This is a genomic window from Staphylococcus sp. B1(2026), assembly GCF_058895785.1.
The window spans coordinates 1-3,046 of sequence record NZ_JBZXTS010000082.1 but is presented as its reverse complement, the minus strand read 5'-3'; the positions used below and the strand labels follow the sequence as shown (position 1 = coordinate 3,046).

The following is a 3,046-nucleotide window of genomic DNA, read 5'->3' as shown; positions in this document are numbered from 1 at the left end:
TTTTGAACTACGCAATAGATACATTGTAAATTTATGATTTTTCTTAGACTTTCTATCATTAATTTAGAAAGATTAATTAATATTAATTTGATCATATCACTAAGTACATCAATTAAATATGGAAAATGTGTACATCCTACCACAATAGCTTGCACTTGTTGTGCTTCAACAAAATTTATCAACAATTGTAAAGACATATCTTCGACTATATTTTGAGGCATTTCTGTTTTTTCTATACTTTTAACTAATTCAATCATTGCAATAGTTATTAAATTTAATGAAGGTTGACAGTTAGCCATCACACGTTCTATGCCAGAAGCCCCTTGTGCATTAGCAGTTAACAGAGCTAACTTATGATATTGTTGTGCGATAATTTGATAACTTTGTAAAGGCGTAATAATATGCATATGATATTGTTGTGCTAAATCGTCAAAATTGATAGATGAACTTAAAGAATTACAATAAACAAATACAATATTGATTTTTTCTTTTTGTAACTTGTCAAAATGATGTTGCATCATTATCTTTTTCTGTTCGTCAGCCATTATTTGAAACAATGTTTGTTGTTCAGGATTTTTTGATATAGAAATCGAGCGATCTACACGTATATTATGATCTAATAATAATAATTGAACACCCATAGCTGTATCTATTGGTGTTCCTGCCATTACTGCAATTTTCATGATACTTCACCCCACAATAAATTCATTCTCTAGTCTGATGATATTCTACAATCATTCATGATATAATTATAACAATATTATATATGGAAAGGATATACTTTATGAATGATTTATACAAAGAACTTGAAATTAACCCTGCTGATACGCGTGCAGTAATTGAAAAAAAATTAGCTTACCAGCAAGCTAAATGGGAATTAGCTGCTACTGATCATGATGAAAATCAGCGTATTATAGCTAAATATAAACTTAATCTAGTAGAAGAAGCAAAAGAGAAACTACTAGATACCATTAATAAAGTTGAATATGATCAACAATTAGATTTAGTGCATAAAGCCAACCAGACTAAACTAAAGGCAAAAATGAAAGCAGCTGCTAAAACTTCTGAACCTGATAATGAATTTATCGATAAACTTATTCATACAACACTCAAAATAGATGATAATTCTAAACAACGTGCTTATCGTTTACAAATTCAAAATCATTTAGACAATGATAATTATGATGTTGCATTAAATGAAGCAAAAAAATATGTCAGTGATTTTTCAAAATCAGTAGATGCTTGGCACCAACTAGCAAAAGTATATGCTTCAACACAAACTTACACTGCTGCTGAAAATTGTTATAAACATATTATCGAACTCGAACCTAATAATTTTGAACATTACGTTAATCTTGGACGTATTCATTTAATGCAAGGTCAAATGGATGAAGCTTTATCACTTGCGGAAAAAGCAGAAGAATTAAATTTTGTACATGGAATTGCTTTAAAAGGAGATATTTATTTTATACAAAAAGAATATAAAAAAGCTCTTAAAATTTATCAACATTTAGCTAAATTTTATGAACCTTCTTTTTTCAATATTCGTATCGCTAATTGTTATATGGCATACGCTTTAAGTTGTTTTATTTCTCAACAAAGTTATTTCAAAGCTAAATCTAAAACAGCTTTAAAGACTGCCCAATATTATATTAATCAAGCAAGGCAGGTTTTAGGCAACACACCCAACAAATTATTAGAACAGTTAGATCAATTAGTTCAATACGAATTAACACATGTTATTAATAAAAAACGCTGGACGATTCCTGCTGGTGTAAGTGCTTTTGTATTTACTTTATTGCTAGTAGAAGGTACATCCTCATTCAAACGAATATTATTTTTTACTTTACTATGGGGTGCTCTTGCATTACCTTCATTAAGACAAAAACGAATTAATATTAAAAATAGAAGTTTTGAAGAAGCTTTGTATCTACCTGTTGACAAGTACCAATTCATCACTTTATCCTAATATTAAAAATGAATATTATTTCTATTTATCGAATAATTAATTAATATAATTTTTATTCTATGCTCTATCATGATATACTTAAAGAAGAAATTTAATATTGACGCTTAGTAATTCAAACAATTATAATAATAATTAATCATTAGAAAAGAGGATTTAATATGACATTAGCATTTCTTGCAGATTCAACATTACAACTTAACTCTGAATTTATAGATAAATATAATATTAAAATTGCACCATTAGAAGTAAGATTAGATCAACAAACATTTTTAGATAATGAAACAATTACTGCTGATGATTTTTATCAAGCTATTAGACAAGGACAACAACCTAGCACTAGTCAGCCTTCTGTCGGCTATATTTTAGACTTATTAAACGATTTAAAATCACAAGGTTTTACAGAAGCTATCGCTTTTAGTTTATCATCTAAATTATCAGGTACTTTTTCAGCCTTTACTACTGCTGCTTCTATGATTGATGATTTTAAATTAACTGTTATAGATACTTTACAAATTTCACGTATGGGTGGATATGCAGTTGAAAATATTATTCAACGGTATCATGATGGACAATTAAAAGCAACTGAGATTTCAGAAGCTTATCAGCAATTAGTTAAGCAACAAGAAATCTTATTAACTGTCACAACATTAGATTTTTTATTTGCTGGTGGCCGTTTAACTAAAGCTCAATTTATGGTTTCTAATCTATTAAATATTTTACCTATACTTACATTAAAAGAAGGTAAACTTCATGTAAAACACAAATGTCGTACATTAAAGAAAACATTATCTAAAATGATTAATGATGTTAAAATAGCACAACCCAAACATATTATTATTTTTCATACTGACGATAAAGAATTATTGTCTGCTATAGAAGCATTAATTGCTATTGAATTACCTAATGATGTTTCTATTGAAAAAGTTATGTTATCACCATGTTTAGGGGCACATTCTGGCCCACACTGTATTGCAATTAGTCATTTCCAATACTAATTTAAAAACCCAGACTTAATATTATTAATACTAAGTTTGGGTTTTTTTAGTTATTTAATTGATGAATTGCAAATAATATTGC

At 28.0% G+C, this 3,046-nt stretch carries 3 protein-coding genes; 2 read left to right on the top strand and 1 reads right to left on the bottom strand.

What is annotated here, in order from left to right:
- Window positions 1-683: aspartate/glutamate racemase family protein (locus AC5EAH_RS07885; RefSeq protein WP_493494233.1), on the bottom strand; the 683-nt coding region annotated here is incomplete at its 3' end.
- 101 nt (window positions 684-784) lie between these two features.
- Between AC5EAH_RS07885 and AC5EAH_RS07880 the strand changes: the two genes are divergently transcribed.
- Together AC5EAH_RS07880 and AC5EAH_RS07875 are read left to right on the top strand one after the other, a co-directional pair.
- Window positions 785-1,969 carry a tetratricopeptide repeat protein gene (locus tag AC5EAH_RS07880; RefSeq protein ID WP_493494232.1) on the top strand — a complete coding sequence of 395 codons (1,185 nt, stop codon included), beginning with the start codon at window positions 785-787 and terminating at the stop codon, window positions 1,967-1,969.
- A gap of 158 nt (window positions 1,970-2,127) precedes the next feature.
- A complete protein-coding gene (locus AC5EAH_RS07875; RefSeq protein ID WP_493494231.1) occupies window positions 2,128-2,964 on the top strand; it encodes a DegV family protein in 837 nt (278 codons plus the stop codon).
- Window positions 2,965-3,046 lie beyond the last annotated feature (82 nt).

Coding starts and splice junctions, on each gene's coding strand:
- AC5EAH_RS07875 (WP_493494231.1), top strand. CDS start 2,128: ATGACATTAGCATTTCTTGCAGATTCAACATTACAACTTAACTCTGAA.
- AC5EAH_RS07880 (WP_493494232.1), top strand. CDS start 785: ATGAATGATTTATACAAAGAACTTGAAATTAACCCTGCTGATACGCGT.